Genomic DNA, 311 nt, shown 5'->3' with positions numbered 1-311 from the left:
AAGCTTGCCGCATAAGCAAGACCCATGGGGCTTCCAGCACGAGCAATACCCTTCTTTTGCTTCTGTGACTTACGATCAGACCAAATACCAATGGCAAGATAGTGCATGGCAAACGCGTCCGTTGACGGAAAAGCGCAAAGAAGCACTGTCTTTCTATGAGTTGCATGCCGGTTCTTGGAAGCGTAATGCCGAAGGTGAGTTCTTAAACTACCGCGAACTAGCGGCAGAGTTGATCCCGTACCTTGTGGATCTTGGCTACTCTCACGTAGAGCTGATGCCGATTTCTGAGCACCCATTCTACGGTTCTTGGG

Annotated in this window: 1 pseudogene; it reads left to right on the top strand. The window is 50.2% G+C overall.

The annotated features are described in order from the left end of the window. Positions 1–311, top strand: a pseudogene (locus tag AB4585_RS25820) (1,4-alpha-glucan branching enzyme); the annotation flags it as partial.

The organism is Vibrio sp. 10N.222.49.C9 (assembly GCF_041474985.1).
GTDB classification, from domain to species: domain Bacteria; phylum Pseudomonadota; class Gammaproteobacteria; order Enterobacterales; family Vibrionaceae; genus Vibrio; species Vibrio crassostreae_C.
This window is presented reverse-complemented; position numbering and strand designations above follow the sequence as displayed.